General features: G+C 43.4%; 31 protein-coding genes. 19 read left to right on the forward strand and 12 right to left on the reverse strand.

Going from position 1 to position 26,125, the window contains the following annotated elements; genetic code table 11:
• Positions 1-6 precede the first annotated feature (6 nt).
• Entirely contained in the window at positions 7-1,080 is a 1,074-nt protein-coding gene (locus tag AC1DU2_RS24295; RefSeq protein ID WP_477387568.1) for an imelysin family protein, read from the forward strand.
• Positions 1,081-1,088: 8 nt separating this feature from the next.
• Entirely contained in the window at positions 1,089-2,462 is a 1,374-nt protein-coding gene (locus AC1DU2_RS24300; protein ID WP_477387570.1) for a di-heme oxidoreductase family protein, read from the forward strand.
• Positions 2,463-2,735: 273 nt separating this feature from the next.
• Here the strand turns inward: AC1DU2_RS24300 and AC1DU2_RS24305 are convergent, their stop codons facing one another.
• Together AC1DU2_RS24305 and AC1DU2_RS24310 are read right to left on the reverse strand one after the other, a co-directional pair.
• Positions 2,736-3,152, reverse strand: coding sequence for a hypothetical protein (locus AC1DU2_RS24305; RefSeq protein ID WP_477362707.1), 417 nt, complete (start codon positions 3,150-3,152; stop codon positions 2,736-2,738).
• A 520-nt stretch (positions 3,153-3,672) separates the two neighbouring features.
• The gene (locus AC1DU2_RS24310) at positions 3,673-4,557 is read right to left on the reverse strand and encodes an NAD(P)H-binding protein (protein ID WP_477387572.1); all 885 of its coding nucleotides are present in this window, start codon (positions 4,555-4,557) and stop codon (positions 3,673-3,675) included.
• Between the two features lie 83 nt (positions 4,558-4,640).
• Here AC1DU2_RS24310 and AC1DU2_RS24315 point away from each other — a divergent pair, with 83 nt between their 5' ends.
• Entirely contained in the window at positions 4,641-5,063 is a 423-nt protein-coding gene (locus AC1DU2_RS24315) for a winged helix-turn-helix transcriptional regulator (RefSeq protein WP_477362711.1), read from the forward strand.
• Between the two features lie 94 nt (positions 5,064-5,157).
• Positions 5,158-6,492 (forward strand): dihydroorotase, encoded by a 1,335-nt coding sequence (locus AC1DU2_RS24320; RefSeq protein ID WP_477387574.1) that lies wholly within the window; start codon positions 5,158-5,160, stop codon positions 6,490-6,492.
• A 223-nt stretch (positions 6,493-6,715) separates the two neighbouring features.
• Here the strand turns inward: AC1DU2_RS24320 and AC1DU2_RS24325 are convergent, their stop codons facing one another.
• From AC1DU2_RS24325 to AC1DU2_RS24345, 5 genes are all read right to left on the reverse strand, one after another.
• On the reverse strand, positions 6,716-7,183 hold the full coding sequence (locus tag AC1DU2_RS24325) for a GyrI-like domain-containing protein (RefSeq protein ID WP_477362715.1): 468 nt from the start codon (positions 7,181-7,183) through the stop codon (positions 6,716-6,718).
• Between the two features lie 176 nt (positions 7,184-7,359).
• Positions 7,360-7,782, reverse strand: coding sequence for an SRPBCC family protein (locus AC1DU2_RS24330; RefSeq protein WP_477387576.1), 423 nt, complete (start codon positions 7,780-7,782; stop codon positions 7,360-7,362).
• Positions 7,783-7,793: 11 nt separating this feature from the next.
• Positions 7,794-8,234: an EVE domain-containing protein gene (locus tag AC1DU2_RS24335; RefSeq protein WP_477387578.1), complete on the reverse strand. Its 441-nt coding sequence runs from the start codon at positions 8,232-8,234 to the stop codon at positions 7,794-7,796.
• Positions 8,235-8,238: 4 nt separating this feature from the next.
• The gene (locus AC1DU2_RS24340; protein ID WP_477362721.1) at positions 8,239-8,589 is read right to left on the reverse strand and encodes a DoxX family protein; all 351 of its coding nucleotides are present in this window, start codon (positions 8,587-8,589) and stop codon (positions 8,239-8,241) included.
• 56 nt (positions 8,590-8,645) lie between these two features.
• Positions 8,646-9,614, reverse strand: coding sequence for a helix-turn-helix transcriptional regulator (locus AC1DU2_RS24345; RefSeq protein WP_477362723.1), 969 nt, complete (start codon positions 9,612-9,614; stop codon positions 8,646-8,648).
• 58 nt (positions 9,615-9,672) lie between these two features.
• Here AC1DU2_RS24345 and AC1DU2_RS24350 point away from each other — a divergent pair, with 58 nt between their 5' ends.
• The 4 genes from AC1DU2_RS24350 (at position 9,673) to AC1DU2_RS24365 (ending at position 12,735) form a co-directional block, all read left to right on the forward strand.
• Positions 9,673-10,089, forward strand: a complete 417-nt coding sequence (locus tag AC1DU2_RS24350; protein WP_477362725.1) for a putative signal transducing protein — start codon at positions 9,673-9,675, stop codon at positions 10,087-10,089.
• A gap of 197 nt (positions 10,090-10,286) precedes the next feature.
• Positions 10,287-11,300 carry a glycosylasparaginase gene (locus AC1DU2_RS24355; RefSeq protein ID WP_477362727.1) on the forward strand — a complete coding sequence of 338 codons (1,014 nt, stop codon included), beginning with the start codon at positions 10,287-10,289 and terminating at the stop codon, positions 11,298-11,300.
• 124 nt (positions 11,301-11,424) lie between these two features.
• On the forward strand, positions 11,425-12,180 hold the full coding sequence (locus AC1DU2_RS24360; protein WP_477387580.1) for a copper homeostasis protein CutC: 756 nt from the start codon (positions 11,425-11,427) through the stop codon (positions 12,178-12,180).
• Positions 12,181-12,378: 198 nt separating this feature from the next.
• Entirely contained in the window at positions 12,379-12,735 is a 357-nt protein-coding gene (locus AC1DU2_RS24365) for an endonuclease domain-containing protein (RefSeq protein WP_477387582.1), read from the forward strand.
• 111 nt (positions 12,736-12,846) lie between these two features.
• On the opposite strand, the gene AC1DU2_RS24370 is transcribed toward AC1DU2_RS24365, so the two are convergent.
• A complete protein-coding gene (locus AC1DU2_RS24370; protein ID WP_477387584.1) occupies positions 12,847-15,696 on the reverse strand; it encodes a TolB-like translocation protein in 2,850 nt (949 codons plus the stop codon).
• A 623-nt stretch (positions 15,697-16,319) separates the two neighbouring features.
• Between AC1DU2_RS24370 and AC1DU2_RS24375 the strand changes: the two genes are divergently transcribed.
• From AC1DU2_RS24375 to AC1DU2_RS24385, 3 genes are all read left to right on the forward strand, one after another.
• Positions 16,320-16,892: an RNA polymerase sigma factor gene (locus tag AC1DU2_RS24375; RefSeq protein WP_477362733.1), complete on the forward strand. Its 573-nt coding sequence runs from the start codon at positions 16,320-16,322 to the stop codon at positions 16,890-16,892.
• Between the two features lie 25 nt (positions 16,893-16,917).
• Positions 16,918-17,319: a hypothetical protein gene (locus AC1DU2_RS24380; RefSeq protein ID WP_477362735.1), complete on the forward strand. Its 402-nt coding sequence runs from the start codon at positions 16,918-16,920 to the stop codon at positions 17,317-17,319.
• A gap of 107 nt (positions 17,320-17,426) precedes the next feature.
• Positions 17,427-17,642: a hypothetical protein gene (locus AC1DU2_RS24385; protein ID WP_477387586.1), complete on the forward strand. Its 216-nt coding sequence runs from the start codon at positions 17,427-17,429 to the stop codon at positions 17,640-17,642.
• 158 nt (positions 17,643-17,800) lie between these two features.
• On the opposite strand, the gene AC1DU2_RS24390 is transcribed toward AC1DU2_RS24385, so the two are convergent.
• The 3 genes from AC1DU2_RS24390 to AC1DU2_RS24400 form a co-directional block, all read right to left on the reverse strand.
• Entirely contained in the window at positions 17,801-18,145 is a 345-nt protein-coding gene (locus AC1DU2_RS24390; protein WP_477387588.1) for a DUF7957 family protein, read from the reverse strand.
• Positions 18,146-18,384: 239 nt separating this feature from the next.
• Positions 18,385-18,882: a VOC family protein gene (locus tag AC1DU2_RS24395; RefSeq protein WP_477387590.1), complete on the reverse strand. Its 498-nt coding sequence runs from the start codon at positions 18,880-18,882 to the stop codon at positions 18,385-18,387.
• Between the two features lie 69 nt (positions 18,883-18,951).
• The gene (locus tag AC1DU2_RS24400; protein WP_477362743.1) at positions 18,952-19,146 is read right to left on the reverse strand and encodes a hypothetical protein; all 195 of its coding nucleotides are present in this window, start codon (positions 19,144-19,146) and stop codon (positions 18,952-18,954) included.
• 206 nt (positions 19,147-19,352) lie between these two features.
• Between AC1DU2_RS24400 and AC1DU2_RS24405 the strand changes: the two genes are divergently transcribed.
• Complete coding sequence (locus AC1DU2_RS24405; protein ID WP_477387592.1) at positions 19,353-19,952, forward strand: hypothetical protein; 600 nt, start codon at positions 19,353-19,355, stop codon at positions 19,950-19,952.
• Between the two features lie 88 nt (positions 19,953-20,040).
• Positions 20,041-20,619 carry a Pr6Pr family membrane protein gene (locus tag AC1DU2_RS24410; protein ID WP_477387594.1) on the forward strand — a complete coding sequence of 193 codons (579 nt, stop codon included), beginning with the start codon at positions 20,041-20,043 and terminating at the stop codon, positions 20,617-20,619.
• Positions 20,620-20,823: 204 nt separating this feature from the next.
• Here AC1DU2_RS24410 and AC1DU2_RS24415 read toward each other — a convergent pair whose 3' ends face one another.
• Positions 20,824-21,024 (reverse strand): hypothetical protein, encoded by a 201-nt coding sequence (locus AC1DU2_RS24415; protein WP_143065553.1) that lies wholly within the window; start codon positions 21,022-21,024, stop codon positions 20,824-20,826.
• A 689-nt stretch (positions 21,025-21,713) separates the two neighbouring features.
• Here AC1DU2_RS24415 and AC1DU2_RS24420 point away from each other — a divergent pair.
• The 6 genes from AC1DU2_RS24420 (at position 21,714) to AC1DU2_RS24445 (ending at position 26,112) form a co-directional block, all read left to right on the forward strand.
• The gene (locus tag AC1DU2_RS24420; protein ID WP_477387596.1) at positions 21,714-22,973 is read left to right on the forward strand and encodes a metallophosphoesterase; all 1,260 of its coding nucleotides are present in this window, start codon (positions 21,714-21,716) and stop codon (positions 22,971-22,973) included.
• A gap of 10 nt (positions 22,974-22,983) precedes the next feature.
• Positions 22,984-23,637 (forward strand): hypothetical protein, encoded by a 654-nt coding sequence (locus tag AC1DU2_RS24425; RefSeq protein ID WP_477387598.1) that lies wholly within the window; start codon positions 22,984-22,986, stop codon positions 23,635-23,637.
• Between the two features lie 52 nt (positions 23,638-23,689).
• Positions 23,690-23,902 carry a hypothetical protein gene (locus AC1DU2_RS24430; protein ID WP_477387600.1) on the forward strand — a complete coding sequence of 71 codons (213 nt, stop codon included), beginning with the start codon at positions 23,690-23,692 and terminating at the stop codon, positions 23,900-23,902.
• Between the two features lie 150 nt (positions 23,903-24,052).
• The gene (locus tag AC1DU2_RS24435) at positions 24,053-24,337 is read left to right on the forward strand and encodes a hypothetical protein (protein ID WP_477362761.1); all 285 of its coding nucleotides are present in this window, start codon (positions 24,053-24,055) and stop codon (positions 24,335-24,337) included.
• 313 nt (positions 24,338-24,650) lie between these two features.
• On the forward strand, positions 24,651-25,130 hold the full coding sequence (locus AC1DU2_RS24440; RefSeq protein WP_477362764.1) for an Lrp/AsnC family transcriptional regulator: 480 nt from the start codon (positions 24,651-24,653) through the stop codon (positions 25,128-25,130).
• 7 nt (positions 25,131-25,137) lie between these two features.
• A complete protein-coding gene (locus AC1DU2_RS24445) occupies positions 25,138-26,112 on the forward strand; it encodes an EamA family transporter (RefSeq protein ID WP_477387602.1) in 975 nt (324 codons plus the stop codon).
• Positions 26,113-26,125: the final 13 nt, after the last annotated feature.

Consider the following 26,125-nt stretch of genomic DNA (forward strand, 5'->3'; position numbering starts at 1 on the left):
TTACCTATGAAAAACAACTTACTTGCATTAGTTTGCATAACCGCGCTTGGTTTGGGCGCCTGCAGCAAAAGCAATACAACAAACACTCCGGTAACAACCGACGTGGAAGTCCAGGTGATAAACGATTTTGTGAACGTTGTTGCAAACCCCAATTATGTACAGATACAGGCAAATGCAGTGGTGTTGCAAACGGCGGTTACGGCTTTAATTGCTACCCCAAATGCGGCCAACCTTTTAGCTGCGCAAAATGCCTGGAAAGCCACCCGCGCGCCATGGGAAGCATGCGAAGGCTTTTTGTTTGGCCCGGTTGAAGACAATGACTACGACCCCATAATGGATAGCTGGCCGCTAAACAAGCTTGATGTTGATGGCTTACTGGCCAGTTCGGGCTCATTGGCTGTAGCCGATATTGATAAGCTTGATGGCACGGCCAAAGGCTTTCACGCTATTGAATATATTATATTCGGCGTTGGCGGCACCAGAAAAGCCACCGATATTACTGCCCGCGAACAACTCTTCCTGGCCTCTACAACACAAAGCCTGGTAAATACCACTACCCAGTTACGCGACAGCTGGGCCGCTGCAAGCGGCAACTACTCGGCAACTGTAACCACCGCAGGAAAAGGAAGTGCAGTATTCAAAACCCGCAAAGATCTATTTAAGGCGATGGTTGGTGCAATGTCGGATATCTGCAACGAAGTTGGCACCGGTAAAATGGAAGATCCATATGCCGCCCGCGACAGCACGCTGGATGAATCATCGTTTTCGCATAACTCCACTACCGATTTTACAAACAACATCAAGGGTATCCTGAATGTGTATACCTGTACTTATAACGGCGCAAGCGGCACCGCGAGCCTAAGCACATTAGTGGCAGCAAAAAATGCTTCGCTGGATGCCAAAATCAAAACACAATACAACGCTGTATTGGCTTCATTTGGCACCATAACCCAAACTTTTGAAAAAGCCATATACAACCAGCGCGGCCAGGTCAAGGCTACACAGGATGCGATAGCCACGTTACAAACCACGCTGAGCGTTGACTTAAACGCTTTCATTGAAGCAAATATYACAGACTAATTATACAAGTGAAAAAGTTAAAGGTAGTTGGCGTATTAACACTATTAGTACTTATTTTATCACAATGCCAAAAGGCGGCTCAGTTTCCTGATACAGGATATGACGAGCGCCTTTCGGGCGGGATAACTACAGTATTTGATATCACATCGCATGCGTTCAGTAACATGTTCGCCGGCATGTCAGATTATGATCAAAAAGTACATGGCTTTGGCGACGCAGCTTTCAGCAAAATATTTGTTACCGCGCCTGCACCCATTAACAGCGGGTTAGGCACTATTTTTAATAACACGTCATGTATATCATGCCATCATAATGATGGTATCGGCTTGCCTACCGCGGGCGAGTCGCGTTCGTCGCTGCTGGTGCGTATCAGCCTGCCTGGCGCCGATGCCCATGGCGGCCCCCTTCAGGTACCCGGCTATGGCCTGCAATTACAGGATAAGGCGGTATTTGGGCAGGTGCCCGAGGCTAAAATAAACATTACCTACACTTATACCACCTACAGTTTTGCCGATGGTGAAACTTATGAATTAAGGGCGCCCACTTATACGCTTACTAATTTATATACAGCTATATCCGGCAGTTACCTGCTTTCGCCCCGCCTGGCGCCCCCAATGTTTGGCCTGGGCTTGCTGGAAGCTGTGCCCGAAAGCGAAATTGTTGCCATGGCCGACCCTAACGACGCAGATGGCGATGGCATAAAAGGCAAACCCAATTACGTTTGGGATGTCGCCACGCAATCGCGCCGGCTGGGCAGGTTTGGATGGAAAGCCAATACCGCATCGATACTAACGCAGGTTGCAGCAGCATATAACCAGGATATTGGTATTACCAACAGGATATTCCCGGTTGAAAGCAGTTTTGGCCAACCCCAGGATGATGGACTGAAGGACGACCCTGAATTGCCTGACAGCACCCTGAACGCTGTCAGGTTTTATGCCGCTACCCTTGCTGTGCCGGCCCGCCGTAACGTTACCGATGCCGACAGCAAAAAAGGAGAAACATTATTTAAGGCGGCCAAATGTGCTGTTTGCCACAGGCAAACGCTTACTACAGGGGTAAATGTAGCTTTCGCACCGGTATCAAACCAGGTGATACACCCATATACCGATATACTTATACATGATATGGGTCCCGGCCTTGCCGATAACCGCCCCGACTTTTTGGCCGGCGGACAGGAATGGCGCACCGCCTCGCTTTGGGGCCTTGGTTTATTCGAAAAAGTGAACAGCCCGGGCTACTATTTACATGATGGCCGTGCACGATCCGTAACGGAAGCCATTATGTGGCACGGTGGCGAAGCGGAGGCTTCTAAAGTATATTTCTCCAAACTATCGAAGTCAGACAGGGCGTTGGTATTGAAGTTTTTGGGAAGTTTGTAAGAGAAACCTGAAATAAAATTTTCTTCTTGGGTATATAAGGGTTGGATAATCACCAGTTCAGGAAAAAAACTTTTTCAGCTACAAATGGTTAACCGTTACAAGACAATACACTTTTAAGTTGCCTCGTAGAGGCTACCTGTTTGTAGAAAACGAATAGTTCAACCCTTTTTGCTCCTTAGGAGCTACCTTTCTTCAGGATCAACTTTCAAAAGCGATTTCCCTGATCGCCAGTTGCGCAACCAAACTGATTGGGTGCTTTTTTTATGCTTAACTCTACCCTGTTTTCTTTTCCAATAAGGCATAAACCTCATCATAATCCTTATCGCCAAGTTCCTGACGGCTAAGGTGAAATACCACAGAACTCGTATCCTTCTGTTTAATATATATGTTATCGTTATAAGCTTCAAAAGGTTTAAAAAGCTGCCAACTTAGTTTCATGGATTTTTCTTTGTCTTCGTAAAAAATGCCATCGTCGTTAAAAATATAGGTGCAATCCATCCCTTCTTTTTCAAAGCGGTCGCCAATAGTTTTAATTCTCTTATGGAGTTTTATCCATCTTTCTATCAAACCTATCCACACTAAAGTTATATAAAAAATAAATCCCGAGGCGATTGTTTTGCTAACAGAAAACTGGTTTTTATTGTCGGGCGCGAATTCTATCAGCGTCAATACGGCCGCAACTACCGACATATAGATATATTGCTTAAAGGACTTCCGCATTGCAAATTTCCAAAGGCTCTTTTGCCCGCTTGCAAAAAGTGCACGATTAAATTGAATATGAATGACTTTTTGCTCCATAGGTAATAAATTGTGATAATAGGCTGAAGATACAGTTTATAGTAGTTCAGGTTGCTCAATACAGGAGGTAAATTTATAATTGTTATTCGAAAAGAGCGCACGCCATTTTACATAATCGCCTTTTTTTAGCATAGGGTTATCAGATACCTGCGTAAAAAATATTTCAGGCTGGCCAAAAAAACCGCCCTCATTTTTGTGAGGGCACTGAAAAAGTGGCTATTTATCAAAAGAGTCTGTTTTCAATATTGAAAACAGACTCTTTTTCTTTGATGTACTCGGATAGGTGGTGGAGAGTACTTTCGTACAGACGATTCTCAGGGCCTCTATTTTGACTGCACAACACGCCCTTAAATTATAAAGGACTTTTTCAGTGCCCTCATTTTTGTGAGGGCGGCCTTTTTTTTGAGTTCAATTAGCTGTTATAAACTTCGGCAAATTCCCTGGCAAAATCTTCGAGTTTTACCTTGCCCGATTGGGTGGGTTTATGGAGATCATAATCTTCCCAGATTATTCCGCTACGTACAGCTGTACCCATTTCTACAAAGTTTTTGGCCATTTCAGGCGGCAAACCATGTTGCAACATGCCCTCAAGCGCCTGCTCGTCGCTGAAACCTGTCCACTGCAATTCGGGTTTACCAATGGCTGTGCCTAAGGCTGTTGCTACCTGGGCGGTTGTACTTTCGTCGCTCACAATGTAGCGTACACTTTTGCCGGTAAAATCTGCTTGTAGTTCTTCGGCAACAGCATCTGCAATATCCCGCGGATGCACCAATATCAGCCTGGCATCAGCCGGATAGTTTGATCCTAAAATTCCCTGGTACTTAATAGCCGGAATATCATTAAGCAAATTCACATAAAAGAAAGGCGCCCGAATGAATTTGACAGGTACTCCCTGTAACCCACTCAGTATGCCTTCAACGTCATGAATGCCTTTTATCGGCCCGGTTCCTTCACTTAAATGCGCGCCAATACTGCTTAATGCTACCACTTTTTTAACTCCCGATTTTTGGATGGCTTCGGCATAGCTTTTACCGGTGTCGCCCATATATTCCCTTAGGTTAGTGGCACCGAAGTTTGGCGGCACCATGGCGTAAACTGCATCCGCCCCGGTGAAAGTATCCGCAAGGAATGTGGTATCGGCTAATGAGCCAATAGCCGCCGCAGCGCCTAAAGCCTCAATTGCTGTAATTTTATTTTTATCGCTGCTGATGACGGTTACCTGGTGGCCTGCCTCAATTAATTGTTTTACCAATGGTTTGCTGATATTGCCTAATGAACCTGTTACGATGATTTTCATGATTATAATTTTGTTTTTGTTGAGGACAAAGTTATATTTGTACTTACTTTTATACAAGTACTTACCCTAAAGTATGTATTCACATGACCCAGATCAAAGAAACATCAACCATACAGGAAAATAAGCAAGCCGCATTTAAAGAGTGCCCGGTAACGTATGTAATGGAGCGTATAGGCGGCTATTGGAAACCAATTATAGTGTTTCATCTACTAAACGGCAGCAAGCGCTACAGCGAGTTAAAAAAGGCAATACCTACCATAACAGAAAAAATGCTCATCCAGCACCTGAAGCAGCTGGAAGCCGATAAACTGGTTATCAGGGAAGCAAAGCCAGTGGTGCCGCCATACGTAACCTATAGCCTGAGCACAACAGGCGAAGGTTTAAGGCCGGTAATGTACGCCATGGCAAGCTGGGCAATTGAAGACAGCGAGGCTAATGGTACCGCCATTTATAAAAACATGGGCAGTTTCCCGGAGATGCCGGAAACTGCAAAACCGGTGATATAAATCAGTGTTTGGGCGATACCTGAATATATCCCCCTAAATTCTAAATTTGCCCAACATAAATCCGAACTCGAACATCCCAAATCCGAAATCCTATATGGCTACCATTCTCATTAAATCAGCAACCATCGTTAACGAAAACAAACAATTGATAGCCGACGTATTGATTAAAGATGGTTTGATTGACCGTGTAGACCCGCAAATTGATGCCCAGGCCGATAAAGTTATAAACGCCGAAGGCCTTTACCTTTTCCCCGGCTGCATTGACGACCAGGTGCATTTTCGTGAGCCAGGGCTTACCTACAAGGCAGATATTCATTCTGAATCGCGTGCGGCTGTAGCAGGGGGTATCACATCATTTATGGAGATGCCCAATACGGTACCTAACACGTTAACCCAGGAGCTGCTGCAGGATAAATACGACATTGCATCGCGTAATTCACTGGCTAATTACTCATTTTTCATGGGCGCATCTAACGACAACCTGGACCAGGTACTGCGCACTGATACGGCCAATGTTTGTGGTATTAAGGTTTTCATGGGCTCATCAACAGGCAACATGTTGGTTGATAATCCGCAAACTTTGGATAACCTTTTTGCTAATTCGCCTATGCTGATAGCAGTACATTGCGAGGATGAGGCCACCATTAAAAGCAACCTTAACCATTACAAACAATTACTGGGCGAAAATATCCCGATAACTCTTCATCCGAAGATCCGCAGCGCCGAGGCTTGTTACCTGTCATCATCCCTGGCGGTGGAGCTGGCCAAAAAGCATAATACACGCCTGCATATCCTGCATATTTCAACCGCGCTTGAAACGCACCTTTTTGACAATACCACCCCGCTTAAAGACAAACGCATTACTGCCGAGGCCTGCGTACACCACCTATGGTTCACAGACGCCGACTACGAGACTAAAGGCAACCTGATTAAGTGGAACCCGGCTGTAAAAAAAGAAAGCGACAGAGACGCTGTTTTGCAGGCTGTTTTAGATGGCCGTATTGATGTGATAGCCACCGACCACGCCCCGCATACCATCGAAGAAAAAGCACAGCCTTATTTACAGGCACCTTCGGGCGGCCCGTTGGTGCAACACGCGCTGCCGGCCATGCTTGAACTTTACCACCACGGTAAAATTACACTTGAACAAGCAGCCGAAAAAATGGCGCATAATGTGGCTACCTGTTTCCAGATTGACAGGCGCGGCTTTATCCGAGAAGGCTACTGGGCCGACCTGGCTTTAGTTGACCTGAATAACCCCTGGAACGTAAACAAGGCCAACATTTTATATAAATGTGGCTGGAGCCCTTTTGAAGGCACTACCTTCCGCTCACGGATAGCTTACACCCTGGTATCGGGCAATATTGTGTACGCCAACGGAAGCCTGGTGGAAGGTGAGACCGGTAAACGCCTGAATTTTAACAGGTAGTCTGAATCAGAATTTGCAGAATTTAAGGATTTACAGAATTTTCTGGATTATAAAAGCGATAGAAAAGCATCGGAAAACTATACCGTTTGAAGCGCTGAAGCAATCTAAAAATGACAAAAGTCAATATTCATTCAAAATACATTATGTAAATTCTTAAATCCTGCAAACGGCGTAGCCTTCTTGAACACCTCTTAAAAACAAATAATAGGTGAAAAATTCTGATTCAGACAACCCCAACATAAATATCCACCTCTGCATCTTCCGGGTTTTGGGCTTTGGTTCCCCAAACATCAAAATCGGCAATGTATTTCCTATCTAAATCACTACTCCATATATTTTGCCAGGCTTCGGCCACGCAATCGGGCAGGCGGCCTTTGGCAACGTATTTTACGTAGTCAGCCGCAGGTACTATAAGGCTTATCAGCCCTTCGGGGATGTTATCCAGCGAACTTACTTTACAACCCAACACGGCGGTGTAAAAGCCGGTATAATCTCTTTCATAATCCGTGTATACGCAGTATATCTCGTCTGTTATCCTGTCTTCAATCTGCAGCAGCACATTGTTGTCCATAAACCGGCCCCATAGCTCGCCAATGTCCTTTGCCGACTGTCCATTTTGATTTGTTGTACGTACCGAAATACCTTCCAAAAAGAAGCCTTTAAGATGCACGTTTGCTGTTATTGATGTCATTACTATTTGTTATACTGGTTTATAATTAACTTTTAGTCAATTTATTATAGAGTTTATTTAATGTGCAGATATGCAGATTTCAGATGTGCAGATTATTTAGCTGCACTGCTCGTTGTAAAACTTTGGCTCCATCTGCATATCTGACATTTGCACATCTGAAATCTGCACATTTAAAATCATTCAATCATCTTTTTCAGTCCTTCAAACATCCCCTGCCAGTTTTGTTCAGAGTGCTCTTTGGCTTCCTGGTTTTTTATATTATCCTGGATAATGGTTAAAGTGGTTTCGCCGTTTTCTTCGTCCAGGCTGTAAGTGATATTGGCATAGTTTTCGGGCTTATCTTCGGTACCGGCCATGCTGCTCCAATAGCTGTATGTAACAAATTTGCCTGGCTCAATTTCCAGGATAGTTCCCTTGTCTTCATATTTATGCCCATCCCATTCGCCGCTGAATTTAATGGGCTCCCCTACCTTCCAGGTCGATTCTAAATTGGTACCAAAAAAGTATTCTTTTACCATTGCCGGGTCGGTAAGGCCTTGCCAAACTTTAGCGGCAGGGGCTTTAAATTTAATTTCGGTTTTTAACGTCAGCTTTTCCATAATGAAGTGTTTTATTTATTGTTTATTGGTGTTGGTTCGTTTGTTAACATGTGGTTTTTTATCAGCTCAAAATCGTGCCCGGGCAATTCAAAAAAACCAAACCTGAAGGGGTAGCCCCATGATTGTTTATTGGGCATAAAACTCAATTTATCTACCAGGGGTACTATGGGTGTTTCCTTACATTTATAGTAAGTAACATCGCGCCGAAAAGGTTTGAAATCTTCGCTCATTTTATATTGATATATCTCATCGGCGGCAACCTGGCCTATGGCTGTAAAGGCCTGGAGTTTTTCGTCGCCTTCCATACTCTTCTTAGGCGAATAGATGATTACCCAATCGCCGGTTGCCATGCGGGTTAGCGGCCCCTGTTTGCCATGATTGGCTTGCATAAACCCGCCGGCCACGCCGCGGGTAATATGATCTTTTGATACAACGGTTATCCAGTATTTCATAACATTATGCTATTGATAGGGTTAACAAAAATATGACCAATAAATGCAGCCCAACATAAACGGGCGTCATTACCTCTTTTTTTGGCTCGCGAAATTTGATGTGTGTATAAACGGCACCGGCCAAAATTACCGGGAACAACGCCATACCATAAATACGGGTTGGCCCGTAAAGCATCAGGCTGCCGCCCAGCACTTCAACAAAGCCAAGCAGATGCATCAACCACAGCGGGTAGCCCCAGCTTTTAAATTGTTGCACTTTTTCTTTTTGACCCAATAATTTCTGGAAGCCAAAAATGTAGCCGGGTATCACGTATGCTAAAAGCAGTACCCAAATAAGGATTGTTTTAATTTCCATGTGTTGTAGATTTTGATTACAGCACAAATAAAACACGGACCGGTGACAGCAGTATGTCAGTAGGAATTTAACTCCTGCAAATTTTTCTGGCTAATTGCGGTAATAATTTCGGCAACCCTATCTTTCAGGGTATCGGGTTTAATGATCTCGGCATGGTCGCCAAACATCATATACCAGCGGGCAAAGCCTTCAATAAACGCGGTCAAAAAAGTCATCTCTATTTTATTGCCCACATTTTTTTCAGAGATAAAGCCACTGTAATATTTCTGGTGCTCCAGGTAATTGTAAATCTCTTTATCAACCCTGATCACCACCATCTGCAAATCTTTTTCTTTAATAGTTTGGGCTATGTAGGCTTTTAATGTTGGGTGTTTACTGCTGTTATAGCTATTATCAGTAACCACCAGTTTGCGAATACGGTCGATCCTGAAATCGCGGTAATCATTGCGCAGGCGGCAATAGGCTATCAGGTGCCAGAATGCATCCAGGTAAACCACGCCAACAGGCTCTATATCTCGCCGCGTATTTTCCTGGTTGTGGGCGGCAAAGTAATCAATACATAGCACTTTTTTATGAATAATGCTGTCCAGTATAGTTTGAATGTGATCATTAGTACCGGCGGCCCGCCGCTGGCTATGGCTTTTCATTACCTCAATGCTGCCATCCAGGTTTTCAAGCGCATCTTTTTCTGATGTTTTTAAAATAGCCCGCACCTTATACATGGCCGATTGATATTGCGCGTTGGTGCTGGCATCGGTAAGTTTTTCTACAAACTTTTCGGCCGTTAAGAAGGCGGTGGCCTCTTCGCGGGTAAACATTACAGGCGGCAGGCGGTAGCCATCCATAATAGAGTAACCCACACCGGCTTCGCCTATCAGGGGGATACCCGCCTCTTCCAGGGTTTTAATATCGCGGTAAACCGTGCGCAGGCTAATATTGAAGCGTTCGGCAATATCACCGGCCTTAACAACCCGGCGCGATTGTAGCTGAATCAAAATGGCAGATATGCGGTCGATGCGGTTCATACACCAAATTAAACAAAAAAGGGGTTACATTTGTACTATTATTTCAATTATCACCTTTATGGCTCTTGAACAGGACGACAAAATTATAACATTTGAAAACTATTACGATGTTATGCTGGCGCACATTGTGCGTACCAAGCTGGAAGATAATGGTATTCCCTGTTTTATCGCCGACGAAAATACACTTACCGCGAACCCATTGTACAACCAGGCTGTAGGCGGCATTAAACTTAAAATATTTGAACGCGACCTGGAGCGATGCCGCGCCATATTAGCCGCCGAAGGCGATATGCACGAGCTTGACCATATAGAACTGGATGAAGAAACCAATGATGTCGTGATATGTCCGTTTTGTGCGTCAACTAATGTTGGCCCAACAGATCGTAGCAAGTTTGAATCAGTTATAACTTCAATTCTGCCATTTATAAATAGCAAGGCATGGCATTGTTTTAACTGCCACCAGGATTTTGAGTAAAGAGCCTCACCCTGCCCTCTCCAAAGGAGAGGGTTCTTGATTTACAGATTCGAGATGTATAAAACATCTTGGTTTTAAACACACTAAACTATTCTTTTAAAGTCCTCTCCTTTGGAGAGGATTTAGGTGAGGCTTTCCTTTGGCGAGGATTTAGGCGAGGCTCTTTACTTTTTGCATGTTTTAGCTATATTAGCGATATGTACAATCGCCGTAAGTTCATCAAAATATCAGCTGCAGGTGCCTCTTTAGCAGCGCTTTCAAAGTCAGCTATAGCAAAAACCGTTTCATTAAAAGCCGAAGCTAATTTCCCTATTGTGATATCCACCTGGGATTTTGGAATTTTAGCCAACAAGGAGGCCTGGAAAACCCTCGAAAAAGGCGGCCGTGCGCTGGATGCAATTGAAGCGGGTGCACGCGTACCCGAAGAACTGGACATAACCAACGGCACCGTTGGACGTACCGGAACGCCCGATCGTGATGGCCACGTTACACTGGATTCATGTATTATGGATGAGCTGGGCAACTGTGGGTCTGTTGCGGCGATGGAAAATATAGCGCACCCTATATCTGTTGCGCGTATGGTGATGGAAAGAACACCCCACGTAATGCTGGTTGGCGAAGGTGCTACCCAATTTGCCGTTGAGCAGGGTATGAAGAAGGAAAAGCTATTAACCCCAAAGGCCGAAGCGGCCTGGAAAGAATGGCTTAAAACCGCCAAATACAGCCCGGTGATGAATATAGAGAACGGCAGCAACCGCCCGGGCGGTAAATATAACCACGATACCATTGGTATGCTGGCTATTGATGCCAAAGGCAATATATCCGGCGGTTGTACCACCAGCGGTATGGCTTTTAAAATGCATGGCCGTGTAGGCGATAGCCCCATCATTGGCGCGGGATTGTATGTGGATAATGAAGTTGGCGGCGCCACATCAACCGGTGTAGGCGAAGAAGTGATACGTAACGTAGGCAGCTTTTTGGTGGTTGAACTGATGCGCCAGGGCCTATCGCCCGAGGATGCCTGTAAAGAAGCCGTGCACCGCATCATCAAAAAGAAACCCGAAACAGCCAAACAAATACAGGTTGGCTTTTTAGCTATCAATAAAAAGGGCGAATATGGTGCCTATGCCATCCAAAGCGGTTTCTCGTTTGCTGTGTGTGATGCCAAACAACAGGATTTATTAATACCAGGTAAAAGCTATTATAAATAGCGGTTCGGGTATCGGGGTGCGAGGATCGGGAGCTTAAACCGCAATGGTTGATGACTATACATCCCGAACCCGGCAACCCGAACCCCGAACCAGAAAACTCGAACCAGAAAATACGAATCTCAAAATGACCAATAAAGTTTCTCTCGAAGTTTGCGCTAATTCGGTTACATCGGCTGTGGCTGCACAGGAAGGCGGCGCTACCCGTGTTGAGCTTTGCGAAAACCTGAAAGAAGGCGGTACTACCCCATCGCACGGGCAAATACTAATGGCCCGTAAGCTACTGCATATTAAACTTTTTGTATTGATAAGGCCCCGCGCCGGTGATTTTTTGTATACCAACCTGGAATATGATATCATGATGGCCGATATTCGTTATTGTATTGATGTTGGCTGCGATGGAGTGGTTATCGGTATCCTGCATGCCGATGGTACCATAGATAAAGAACGTTGTATTGAAATGGTGCGCCTTGCCAAACAATGGGGACTGGGAGTTACCTTTCACCGGGCTTTTGACATGTGTAAAGACCACTATAAGGCGCTGGAAGATATTATTGAAATAGGCTGCGACAGGATCCTTACCTCGGGCGGTAAAAGCACAGCGATGGAAGGTGTTACCGTTTTAAATCACCTGGTAGAAAAGGCTGCCGGCCGCATCAGCATTATGCCTGGCGCCGGTGTAAACGAAGCCAACGTTGCCGACCTGGTGCGTTTTACCAAAGTAACCGAGGTGCACTCATCAGCACGAATACCCGTTCATAGCAAAATGGAATATCATAACGATCATATTTTGATGAGCGACGCCCCCGGTGATGAATATACTACCGATGTTACCGGTGTTGAAAGGGTGAAAAAGTTGATTGAACTGGCGAATGGGAATTAGAATCAAGAGGCAAGAATCAAGAGTTAAGACAATACCATTTTAACGTTGCGAAAAAAAGAAGGGCTACGTGCGATTCCCTCCCTTGGGAGGTAGGGAGGGGTTTCGCAAGGTGTCCTTCCAAACTAACGTAATACCCATGTCAAGAATCATCCCCTATAATCCAAAACTAAAAGCCTTGGCCGAAAACTTAGAAAGGATATGACTTTTGGCGAAGTGCTGCTATGGAATGAATTAAAAGACAATAAGGTCTTGGGCTTTGATTACAGGCAACGTTGTATTGATAATTTCATAGTCGACTTTTATTGTAAAGATTTGATGCTTGCTATAGAAATTGACGGCATGTCGCATAATTATGAGGAAGCATTTGAAAAGGACGAATTGCGACAGCAAAAGCTGGAAAGTTTTGGGATAGCTGTTATCCGATTTTCTGAATCTGAAATGAAAAATGATATGCTTAATGTGATCAGAACTATTGAAAGCACGATTATTGACATCATTAGGATCAATCCTAAAATCAAATTACCACTCGAATTCGATTTAGCTTTGTTAAAATAAATATCGGCTACTTTAACGGCGTAGAACCCCTCCCTACCCTCCCGAGGGAGGGAATCGCACGTGGCCCTGCTTTTGTCTTAACTTATATCACTATTCTCAATCTTCCCCCCTCTAAAAAAACGTAACCGGCAATACCAGCTCTATCCTATTTCTCCCGGTTCCACCAAAAAAGTCTTCATCCAGCAAACGGCTGTACCTGATACCGAACGAGATGCTGTTTTGGTTAAAAAATTTGGTATCAAAAAAAAGCGTTCCGCCTGCCGAACGGAAATTTTGTTTAAAACTGCTGCCATCGGTGTAAAAATTATTGGCGGTGGCATGGGTGTAATCAAAAAACAAGGCCGCGCGCAGGCGCAGCAGGTAAACCAAATTGCCAAAACCTCCATCGGGATAGGCTACCGGGAAATGGTAGGTTAAGCCCAGTTTGTTCATATCCTCCAGGTTTTGGGCAGTGTAGCCTTTGCTGAAAGGAAAATCGTTAGAAAAGCTAATAACATCATCCTTACCCTTTTGCTGGTGCGCCAGGCTAACCACAAAGCTATGATTGGTAACCAGGCCCGGGAAGTAAAACGAGCCTGTAGCCAACAATTGTGTGGCACTTGCGCCGGCAATTGTAGCTTTATAATTTACGCTGATGCTTTGCGCAAAAGCCGGGTAAATATTTTTGCGAGCCCTTTGGGTTTGATTGTTAAACGATATGTAGTTATTGAAGTAGGTATAGCTCCTATCGGCATACTGCGTGGCGTAGGGCTGCTGGAAACTGGTTCGGTTAAAATACAGGTCGCTGCCAATGGTGAGGCCGGTAAAGTTTTTGCCTTGCGAAAAATTGAGTGGCACCTGTAAGCCGCCATGTAGCTGGGTTTCGTTCCAATACACGTAGTGGCCTTTGGCAAAGCCCCGCCTATCTAAAGTATAATCGGCACCGGCAGATAGGTACGGGAACAGCGCGCCATATATGGCATCAAAACTGAACTCTTTGTAACCTTCGTTGGTATTGTAATTGAAAGACACCTGCGATTGAAATGTATTCAAAACGTTTTCGCCCACGATAGCCACCGAATAATTAGGGTCGCTGATGTTGGGGATCAGGCTATGAAAATTGAACAGGCCATGCAGTTTTGAATATTTGGAAACCGGCAATTGTTTATCATCAACCCGTGCCAGCATATTGGCCGAGCTGTCTTTTTCAAGCGCATGTATCCCCATTAGGGGCAAATTGCTATTGGCATATAAATCGCCCGCATCAATCCATTTCAGTTCTTTGCGGTTAGCCTCGGTTATCTGGTAGCCGGTTGCGGTAAAACCAACCCAGGCCATTTTATGATCGGCGACGGCCGGCTGATAACTGCCTATCGTAGCATCATTAGCCATTGGCAATAACTCGTAAAGTTTATTAGCGCCAATCATTAAGGCAAACAGCCTGTCCTGCCGCTCTACCACTGTCGAAAAGTATGCCGTATCGCCTTTTAGCGCTGTAAAACCTATCGGCTTAAAAGTAAAAGGCAGTAAATATTTGGCATCACCTGTGGCTATATCGATCAGAGCCAAGGTCATTTTGCCTTCGGGATTGCGCACTGCCGAAAGCAGTTGGTCGCTTTTATAAAACTTAGGATACGTGTAAAACAGCTTTTCCGGGTTGGGCACAACCTTCAGCAAATTGCCTTCGGCATTCAAAATATGCAGTTCACTTTTTCCCGACGGACCAACCCGCACCGCTACAATATTGTTGCCCCCGGCATTAAAAGCAGGCGCAAAATATTTAGCCTTTGCGGTAATGCGCTGCTCCCGGCCGGTATTTACATCCAACAGCATCAGTTCGCTGTAATCACGGTATCCCCAGCGGACATCGGGGCGATAGGTAGCATAAACTACCTTACCGTTGCGGTAATCAAAATAATTATCGAGCGAGTAAGAACGTGTACTTATTTTACGCTCGCTATCCCCTGTTTTAACTACAAAGGCCGGCACATGATCGTAACTGCTCTTCATGTATATGAGCGTGCTGTCGTTTACAAAAGCCGGGTACTCCCTATCGGCATCAAAGTGCCTGGGTGATACCGCCTTCGCAGGCTGATTTTGCATATCTGCCGCAAACTGTCCTTTAAAATAATCCAGTCCCTGGTTTGCAAATGCTTTAAAGCTGGTACCCGTATATTTTTTTACAGCATTTTGAAATGGATATAAACCCGTATAAAAACCCGCCGCATCATGTGTGATATTTTTCCAGATGTCGGCACCATATTTATCCCGGCCGTACGAAACCAGCATATAGCCCAGCGGGTAATGATCGGGCGTATAATCGCGGTACGATCCGTTGCGCAGCTTCATGTAGCTGTAATTTTTACCCGCTGCCCACAAGGCACGGTAACCATTAAAAAAGTATGGCAGGCGCCCCCTGCCCTGCCGGCTTACGTGGGTTTCGTTAAATACGGCGTCGCCCTCAAAAAACCAGTTGGGTACCGATAGATCGTTACCCAGGGCCTGCCCGCCTTCGCCAAAAAGTATGTGCAGAAAACGGGATAAACCTACGTTGAAATTGTTGTATTGCTGCACATGCCTAAACTCGTGTATGGCCAGTTGCTGTTGCCAGGGCAGGCTGCCTATATCAAAGCTATTTTGCTCGGGTGTTAAAAAAAACTCGCTCCTGAAGGGCGCCAAACCTACATACGCGTTTGATATCGTAGTTTGGTTTTGTAACACAATGCTAATTTGCCGTTGCCTATTACCTATCGTAGGTTTTATCAGCCCGTTCATTTGCTGCACAATATTGGCCACATTAAACGCCGCGGTATCCATGCCGTACGGAAAAATAACTTTAGCTGCCGGCGTATTTACCTGCTTCCATTTTATAGATGGCGGATTACCCCCAAACTCCTGGGCTGTGGCGGTAGTTGCTATTGTAAACAGCAATGGCACCAGCAATTTGGGCAATATTTTATAAGCAGATGGGCGTTTGTTCATTAAGGGTTGAAAGTAGGTAGATTTTGTAATTTAAGCAATAATTTATTGGGGTTGGGTACGTGCCGAAGAAAGAGGCAATCGCGGGCTTTGCACTTCGAATATTTCAGGTACTATTTAAATTAGTGTTAATCGATCAGCATTGGCCCGCTCAGTTGCCGCGGGAGGGCTGTTACTTTGTCTTGAAACAAAGTAACCAAGACCGAGCATAGCGAGATAATGAGCGCCAGAAAAAAACAAACAACAGCGAATAATTCAAGTCGGCAGTATTGCTTCTTTGCCGCATCCCGATTTTAATCGGGACAAATCGGCCAGAACCGGGGCTGCAATTATTTGCCCCGCTTCACCCGCTCTATCCCCACCCTTTTGCAGAACTTGCTACGCCCTGCCACTGCACTGCCCACCATCGTTCTGCCCGCTTTCACCCGAAGCTCCGCTGCCGACGGGAAGGGAACACGAAAGGTTTCGTTTAGCCAAAAACTATCTTTTTTCTTTTGTCCAAAACTCCGTTCTCCAAAATCCTTGCTCTTTTGTCCAAAAGTCCTTGTTCCCTCTAAAAATCTTTTTTCAAATAATTTAAAATGTTTTCAATCATCAATCGTCTGTACCTTTAAAGGAATAATAAATTGATAACAGCCGTAATGCCCGAAGACAAAAACAGTCATATTATACATACCATTAAAGCGTATGGTAAAAGCCTGTTGAGTTTTATAAGGCGGCGGGTAAACAACGATGCCGATGCCGAAGACATTCTGCAGGATGTGTGGTACCAGTTTAGTTCGGTTATCAACTCGGAGCCTATTGAGCAAACAAGCGCGTGGCTGTACCGTGTGGCCCGCAACAAAATAACGGATAAGCATAAAAAAAAGACAGAAACCCTGCTGGATGATATGCTGGCTACCGACGACGATGAAGAGGATACCGATAATTTTAAATCGATCCTGTTTGCCGAAACCAGTACACCCGAAACTGAATACCTGCGCAACCTGTTTTGGGACGAATTATTTTTGGCGCTGGATGAACTGCCCGAAGAACAGAAACAGGTTTTTATTTGGCATGAGCTTGATGATGTACCGTTTGAGGAGATAGCTACCCGCACCGGCCAAAACATCAACACCCTGGTATCGCGCAAGCGTTACGCTGTGCTGCACCTGCGCAAAAGGCTTAAACAGTTATACCTTGAAATAACAGAATATTAAAAAGAATTTAAAACATTAAAAGATAATGAAAAGATCATTTTATAAAGCGCGGTTTATACTGTTCCCTATAGGAGCGGCCGCCATCCTGGCGCTCATCAGTTTTGTGGTGATGCAGTTATGGAACAATCTACTACCGGTTATATTACATGTAGGTGTAATAACCTTTTGGCAGGCCATGGGCATATTTATACTATGCAAAATACTGTTTGGTTTTGGTAAAGGCAGTAAGCCGGGATGGGCCCGCGGAGGCTCGCCCTGGATGCGCAAACGCATGGAAGAACGTTTTAAAAACATGAGCCCCGAAGAAAAGGAAAAATTCAAAGCCAAAATAAAAGACCGCATGTGCAACTGGGACCATCACGGCCACGGAGGATTTGGACGCCGACCATGGGATGATTTTGCATCGACAGAAGAAAAAGGAGAATAGTGAGTGGTTGAATGGTGAGTGGTAAGTAGTTTCAAAAATGAAACTACTTACCACAACCATCCTCCAAAAAATCTTTATACTTGATACTAACTACTTGATACTAAAATATGAACATCCTGGTATTTTCAACAAGCGTTAAAGAAAAAAGGCAGGTAAACAAAGTAACCACTTTGCTTACCAAAATTCCGGCTATCGCCCAATGGAATTTCGACCTGGAAGACTGCGATAATATATTACGCATCGAGGCCGAAAACCTTTCGCCCCGCTACATCGAAAGGATATTGATTGGCGCAGGGATACATTGCCAGGAACTGGAATACTGATAACGTTGTACGTGTGACGTTTTACGTTGTACGTATGATCTTTAACTGGTAATTCAAACTTTTTTTCCCCCGAGAGCTACCTTTCTTCGGGATCAAATTTTAAAAGCGATTTTCCTGACTGGCTGTTACGCCAGTCAAGTGATTCCAAATGTAAAGGACTATTTTGTTGGGTATCTTCTGAGTACTTCACCATCCTGCGGATTTATCACAACAGCAGTATCACACCAGTTAAAAAGTACAACTTCGTGTTCTTTGTTAATTATGATGTCTATATATGCACAATAACGACCTTTTTCATAAAGTTCCACATCTTCTATGTGCCACAAAAAGTCGCCTGTTGTATTAAATGCAAATACGTTATTATTGTAATACTTCGTGTCCGGGATATCCAATACCACTATCAAAAAATGATAAACTTCGAGTACCTTCAATATTGGGTATTCAAAATCAACGTTTGTTTTATTTGCAAAAGTTAAGTTGTTCCCGCTTACATTATAGTCCATTTAATAATTATGAAAGTAGATCCTAACCCAACCGCGTACCACGTAAAACTTACAAGCTACACTACTGATAACGTTGTAAGTGGGACGTTTTACGTTATACGTAGCTCTTATACAGCCGAACAAAAAACGTAAAACCTACACTACTGATAACGTTGTACGTTTTACGTGATACGTTATACGTAGTTGTTATAAACCCAAAAACGTAAAACGTATCACGTAAAACGTAAAACCTCCTCAGCTTACTTCTTCGGTGCCGGGCTGTTAATCTCGATCCAATAACCATCCGGATCCTGGAAATAAAGTTGCAGCACGCCGTCGGCCCTTAAGGTTGGCTCTTTACTATCACCTTTCCAGTTGCTGTATTTAATATTATAACTGTCTAAAACTTTGGCAAACTCATGAACCGACCCTACCGAAAAACACAAATGCTCGGCTATTGGGTGTACGCCGGCGCAGTCGCCCTGGATGGCATGTAATTTTACCCCGTTGCCCAGGCTGTACCATTGGTGCACAGTATCTTTAAAAGGGTTACCTACCTTGCGCAGGTGCATTACATCGGTATAAAAAGCTACGCTTTTTTTAAGGTCTTTTACGCAGATGGCAATATGATCAACCACCGGTACGGCATCGGTACCCGATTGGGCAAAGCAAAAGCCCGGTAACACAAGGGCGGCAATTAAACATATTAATTTAAGCTTACCCGGTTTACGGGTATTAAGATTGACTAAAGGGCTCATTTTAAGTTTTTTGGTTTAAAAACCTAAAGATATGTGTTTATATAACACTAAGACCAAATCACAGAAATATTACTTAAACAAATATTGGTGATTAAACTCGGTTTCGGGAACAACATTAACCGTATTATTCCTGTTCCAGTCGTCAATATCTATTAAACCCATACGGGTTTGATAATGGCCGTCATCGTTAGGGCATTTAACCACGTAAAGCCCTTCTGGCGCCAGTTCAATAACCGGGCGCGCACCGCATGTTTTACAAAACATGCAGTTTATCGTTTTTGGTATATTAACGTAACCCCTCATATTATCCATGTTTACGTTCAACAATCTGTTACGGTTGCTTTATTGTTAACATAACACAATAAAAAATATTTTGCAGCAATATTTCACTGCCCGCAGGTATTCAATCAGCCTCCGAACTTATTAAATATCAGGCCGCGTATTAATTTCTTTTATTTACATTTATTGCCATGCAACCCGATATTGAACAGTTAAAAACCACTTACAAAAACTTAAGCGATGATAAGCTTACCCGCCTTGCCATAACCGAAGCCGCAAGCTTAAGGCCCGAAGCGTTAGATATACTAAAAGCCGAAATAAAAAGCCGCGGGCTCGATGAGGGCATTATGAACGGCGTAAATGTGCAGCTTGCTACTCCGGGTAGTTTAGCCATTGATAGCTATATCTCGCTTATCCGCAGCCAGCCATGCCCGGTTTGCAGCAGTACGGCCCAACCGCTAAACGCTATTGTAATTGGCAGCGTTAAAAGCTTTATTATACTAACACAGTACAAAAAAAAGCTCATGATTGCCTGCCCGTCATGCCTGCAACAAGCCAACCAAAGGGCTACCTCGTTAACAGCTTTAATGGGCTGGTGGGGGTTACCCTGGGGAATTATACGCACATCGCAGGCGTTGTTCCGTAACATGAAAGCCAACAAGGCGATCAGGGCCGATGAGCCCTCGGATAACCTAGTCTCGTTCGTAAAAACAAATGTTGGTGTAATTGAAAGTGTGCGTAAAAACAACCATTCGTTACAAGTAATGTTAGACAGCGTTAACAAGCGATAAAACTGAACCCATGATTATGCAAAAACTAAGTAAACCGGCATTCATATAAGCTATATCGTTAGCGCTGATCGTTTGGTTTTCTGTCATTTTGCAATTTTACATCTCCACAGCCGCCTATGTACAACAGGGCCGAACATTTGGTGGCGCCGTAGTGCAAATTATTAGTTTTTTTACGATACTAAGTAACATACTGGTTGGGCTTTGCCTTATTGCTGTTCTTTTAAATAAGGTTTCGGCATTTAAAAAAATCTTTGGCAGCGGTAGTGTAATCACGGCTGTAGCGCTCTACATCACCATAGTGGGCCTAATTTTCAACACTGTATTACGTAGTATTGTACATTTAAAGGGCTTGTTTGCACTAACCAACGAACTTACCCATGTATTTAACCCTATAGCTTTCGTCGCCTTCTGGTTGTTTTTTGCACCTAAAACAAAACTATCGTGGCGGCAGGCTGCGGGTTGGTTGTGGTCCCCGTTATTATACCTTGTTTATGTACTTATTCGCGGGGCAATTTTCCATTTTTACCCCTACCCTTTTGTAGATGCCGATAACCTGGGCTATCCGCAAGTGGCTATCAATTCTTTTTTTGTGATGGTGGCTTTTTTACTATTCGGATGCGTATTTCTGATGCTAAACAACAGGCTGGCAGCAAAATCATTTCAATAATAACTTACGGTTTAACCGAGTAATGTACTATCAAAACCTATTGTGGCACATAGCGCCGCGATTACACATTATTATTAAAAACAAAAAACAGCGCCGGGTTTTTCAAATCCGGCGCTGTTTTTTGCGGGAAAGCTTTGTGCTTTAAGCATTCGGCTTTGGGCTTTCCCTTATGGCGTATTAACAGGATATCAAATTGTTATGGGTTTAATCGTTCCATAAATGGTTAAACGGGAACGATGTGGCCAGTTTACTTTTTATAAAATGATCTTCTTCTTTCTGTAAGCAATCGTTGGTATAAACGTCTTCGTCGGCGTTTACTTTTAAAATGCTGCCTGCAATGCGCTCAACAATGGTTGATAGCGTGGTTACTTCGGTGTCGGGGATTTGGATTGTTAATATTGCCATGGTAGTTGTTTGTTTTAATTGATATTTCAAAAATAATTCTTTGTTGCTAATGCTGTGTTTGTTTAAAGTCAAAAATTAATCATTTGATTAACTTTTATAAAACGCCTTAAAAACCCTATCTATTGTTGCTCCTCAAAAGCTTTAACATGGTTTAACAAATAGCATGTAGCCGGTCGCCCTTTAGTATGATGACGATTGAAAAGCGCTAATATTTTATCAAATAATTTTTTTATGTTTTTTGGACAGGTAGTATGGCTAACCACTTTAAATTGTTTTGGCCGCCTGGTTTAATTTCCCCTCAACAACAACGACGGAGTGGTGGCGAACCTGGCGCCTTTAAAACTTAAGATACCCAATTTTTTGGGCTGTCTTTTTTGAATTTTTACGCAAAAAAACTTCAGCCTATTTTTGTGTAAATATTTGTAGTTTTTGTATCAATAAACAGTGCATTTAGTGCTAAAAAGTGTGCATTTATTACCCTATTTTTAACTATTTGTGCATGAAAAAAGGGTAGTTTGAAATATAAAAGGAAGCGCGTAAATTTGTACTGATTACCCACAAATAAAAGCGGGGTCGATGTTGTTTACTGCAAGCATTGAATTTGTGAAATTGCATTAATTTATGTAAATTAGGGTTCATCAATTTTGATCACCTACACTTCGTCTCATAGGTTCCTTTTTCTTCTATTTATGCACGGCAACGGTCTTCTGAAAGTTTTCCTGGTTATATCTGCAATTAGTTTGTTGTTTGACTGGTACGTATTCTCCGGGTTAAAAACATTAATTGCCGGCTGGCACTCCCGGCTTTTGCAAAAAATAGTTTTATGGGGATACCTGCTGATTTCGGTAGGCGTTACAGTTTTACTCGTAATCGGCCTGCCTGCTTTTAAAACCGTTGGCGGTATGCGGCCTTTCCATGAATGGATATTGAGCCTGTTCCTTACTTTTTTAATTACTAAACTGTTTTTTATACTTGTTTTGTTTTTGGGCGATATAGGAAGGTTACTGACAGGCTTATTTAAACTAACCAAACAATCTAACGATAAACCAGTATTTCCGGCCCGCCGAAAATTCATTAGTGAAGTAGCCGTGCTGGTAGCTGCAATACCCTTTACCTCTTTTTTTTATGCTATGCTGAAGGGGAAATATGATTATCGCTTACATAAAGTCACCCTTTATTTTGATGATTTGCCTGCCGCCTTTGATGGCTTTACCATAACCCAACTATCCGATATCCATTCGGGTAGTTTTGATAATATAGCGGCCATGCAAAAGGGAATAGATATGGCCAAAGCGCAAAAAAGCGATCTGTTTGTTTTTACCGGCGACCTGGTAAATAATGCCGCCACAGAAATTGAGCCTTATTTAGATAGGTTTGGATCGATAAAAGCGCCTTACGGCCAGTTTTCTACTTTGGGTAATCATGACTATGGCGATTATATTGAATGGAAAAGCCCCGAAGCTAAAGCTGCCAACCTGGAAACCTTGAAACAGCACCATAAAACGCTAGGTTACCGTTTGCTGCTTAACGAGAATGTCACCATTAAAAAAGATGGCCAGCAGCTCTCGCTCATCGGAGTGCAAAACTGGGGCCGTGGTTTTATACAAATGGGCGATTTAAATAAAGCGCTTAGCGGTGTACCCAAAGATGCATTTAAGGTGTTGCTATCGCACGACCCTACCCACTGGGAAGATCATGTGCGGTATAACCCTGCCAATATCCATCTCACCCTATCCGGCCATACGCATGGTGCGCAATTTGGTGTGGAGATACCTGGCTTTAAATGGAGCCCGGTTAAATACACATACCTCGACTGGGCCGGCCTGGCCAACCAAAACCAACGTTATTTATACGTAAACCGGGGCTTTGGTTTTCTGGCCTTTAGCGGCAGGCTTGGTATCTGGCCCGAAGTTACTGTTATTGAGTTGAAGAAAAAGGTTACAGCTTAGCCATATCGATATGAACAAGTTACTGCAATTGATTTTGGTACTACTGATTTTTGATTCGTGCAGGCATCCCAAACCGCATTTGGTTAATAAATTATATGTCCCATCAGACGAAGCCGAGATTACCACGCTTGCCTTTAATTACATTATGCCTTCAGACAGTGTTTTAAAAGCACACTTAATTAAATACAAATTTCCCGCATCCGAAACGGATAACATCGAACAGCTAAAAAAACAGTTAGATACCGCCAGGCTGTATGTTTTTATTGCAGATACCTTGATAAGGATACCGGAAGATTATCTAAAAAAACAAGCAAAAAGCCGCCATCGGGATGATAAGAATATGGTTAAAAATATGCTGGTAGATAGTTGGGCCCCTGAAGTGATCATAGATGAAAAACCTGGCCTATTACAATTGAAAAATTTGGTTTTCACTCATAATTACGAATATACACTGTATAACCAGCGAAAAAAATTGCCAGCGGTTTTCTTCAACGCGGGAATGTTCAGGATGTCGGCAGTATTTTTCAATCAGGATAGAACTAAAGCCTTTGCCTACATTGAAAAACGCGGCGGGTTGGTTGTAGCCCAGGGCTATGATATTTTCCTGGAGAAGAAAAAAGGAAACTGGTTTGTTGTATTATGCGATATGGATTGGGCGTCCTGATTTCTGGCAAGGTTTTTATACCTGTTATGTCATATCTATAAAATATAAAACCATGGCAACATCTAACGTAAAACAGATAGGCAAAGGCAACACAGAAGTAAAACCCGTACATAGTACATGGGAAATAATGAAGCCTTTTGTACATTTTGGCTTAAAGGCTACCGGGCTTATCGCAAGCGCCCTCATTACTATAGTTAAAAATATACCAAAGCCCGACAACCACAAACAGCCTGATGATAAGCGCAATAAGGTTATTAAAATTTAACTACTATAACATTTATTTTCATATTACAAAGGCCTGATACAACTTTTCGACCCCGTATTTTAACGGGGTCAAATACAGTGTTTTCACGGATTGACAGCCATTGTTAAATTTCGGAGATTTAACATCGTTAACCCCTGAAATTAACTAACGATGCCCCTACAAATAATCGGTGTTCACAGAACCAACGATGTGCATGATAACCCCTATCTGGCTATCAACTCGTTAATGTGGATTGATGATCATACTCAAAACCGCGGCATCACTACCAGGGATGTACTCTTCGATTGGATAAATGATAACGGAATGGCTTATGTTCTTGATGAACAAGGCAATAAATTCAGGTTGCTTACAGCAATAACTAAAGGTGGTCTTAAATATCTGCGTACTGTTTTTGATGAAACAGAATCCGACAGATTGTTAAGTCTTTCCGCCTAAAATAACTAACAAAAAGCCTAAACCTTCATTTTTTTACCTTAACCTTGTAAGCGACCTCTGTCATACGTTTGATAGGGGTTTGCTTTTTTGCCCCAGCGAGAAGAGCCAAGAATCAAGAACCCAGAATTAAGAGCTTAGGTTTGCAATTACCTCTATAAAACGAGCATTACCATAATATTGGGCTGCGTTTTATAAAATATCCCCGTTTATTAACCCCTATCTATCACACCTCCAAAACCGCACTTTTGTCGAATTAAATTCATTTTTACAATTAATTATCGAATTTAATTCTGACAATTAGTAATATTACCGTATGATTAACGAAACAGACATCGTTTTGGACAAAACAGACCTGCAGATATTACGATTGATGCAGGATAACGCCCGCATATCAAACGCCGACCTGGCACGCGAGCTTGGAATGGCACCATCGGGTATATTGGAACGGGTGAAAAAGCTGGAACAAAAAAATGTTATCCAGCAATATGTAACCAAAATAAACCCCGTTGCCTTACAGCAAAAGTTACTGGCTTTTATTTTTATGAAAGCGGCCGACGGACCAGGCTCTGATAAAACCACGCAGGAGCTTGCCAAAATACCCGAAGTACAGGAGGTACACCATATAGCCGGCGATGATTGTTACCTTATTAAGGTACGCACTTATGATTCGGCATCGTTGATGCACCTTATGCGTACGCACTTTAGCAAAATCCCACATATTTTGAACACGCGTACCACCATAGTGCTCGAAACCGTGAAAGAGCAACAACAATTAGTTATACCCGAAAAATAAATATATCATGGCCTCTTCTTCACAAAAATCTGCTTCGCCCCTATTGGTTATTGTAGCTTTTGCTACAGTTTACCTGGTTTGGGGTTCTACCTATTTTTTTATAAAGATGGCGGTGGATGGCTTCCCCCCGTTTTTACTGGGCGTACTCCGCTTTTTTACGGCGGGCGCTTTGTTGCTTATTTGGAGTGCCATTAAAGGCGAGCGGATTTTTGTAAAGCGCAATATGATTCATGCGGCGGTGAGCGGATTTTTGTTGCTGGTAATTGGTAACGGCGTTGTAATATGGGTTGAGCAAACCCTGCCGAGTGCTATGGTTGCCATTATGGTATCATCGCCCCCCATTTGGTTTGTATTGCTGGATAAACCAAACTGGCGCACCAATTTTAAAAACAAAAGCACTATTATTGGCCTTATAATCGGCTTTGCAGGGGTAATATTATTGTTTAGCGAGCAGATAGAAAGTATGATGGGGCCAGCGTCTGGCCCATCAAAGCTGCCGGGAATGCTTTTATTAATTATAGGCACATTGGGCTGGGCGTCGGGCTCGCTTTATTCAAAACATTACAATACCCAAGGTTCCGCAGCGGTAAACACGGCATGGCAAATGATTATTGCAGGCATTGTATTTATACCATCAACTTTTCTTCACCACGAAGTTCAGTCGCTTAACTGGAGCGCTATCCCGGCACATAGCTGGTATGCATTGTTGTATCTAATAATTTTTGGATCTATAGGTGCATTTAGTGCTTATGTTTGGCTATTGCAGGTACGCCCTGCAACACAAGTTGGCACTTACGCTTACGTTAACCCGGTTATCGCTGTGATATTAGGTGTGCTTTTTGCCCACGAAGGCGTTACCCTAATACAGGTAACCGGCCTGGTGGTTATATTAGCAAGCGTGCTGCTAATTAATTTGAGCAAGTACAGGGCCTCACCTAAATCCTCTCCAAAGGAGAGGACTTTTGATTTGCAAAATAATTAATAGTTTGACTTTT

The organism is Mucilaginibacter sp. P4_C11, from assembly GCF_056402115.1.